The 249-nt window shown below is 59.4% G+C and carries 2 pseudogenes; one reads left to right on the top strand and one right to left on the bottom strand.

The window, feature by feature from the left end:
* A pseudogene (locus tag AC066Y_RS43470) lies at window positions 1-109 on the top strand (IS5/IS1182 family transposase); the annotation flags it as partial.
* On the opposite strand, the pseudogene AC066Y_RS43475 reads toward AC066Y_RS43470, so the two are convergent.
* Window positions 61-249, bottom strand: a pseudogene (locus AC066Y_RS43475) (hypothetical protein); the annotation flags it as partial. The pseudogenes AC066Y_RS43470 and AC066Y_RS43475 overlap by 49 nt on opposite strands.

Consider the following 249-nt stretch of genomic DNA (forward strand, 5'->3'; position numbering starts at 1 on the left):
CTTCTCAAAGCTCAAGCAGTTCCGCCGCGTTGCAACCCGCTTCGAAAAGACCGCTCGAAATTATCGCGCCGTCGTCACTCTCGCAGCCATCGTCCTTTGGATGCGATAAGTGTCCACACGACCTAGCGCAACAAGGCCATCGATACCCTTGCGGAAGTCGACTGGATGGCTGGCGAGGAACACCTTCACGCCCGAGGGAATCATGCCGAACGCACCGCTCGGATCACCCGCTGCAAGTGCGCCTCGTCG

It is taken from the genome of Bradyrhizobium sp. USDA3010, assembly GCF_056429065.1.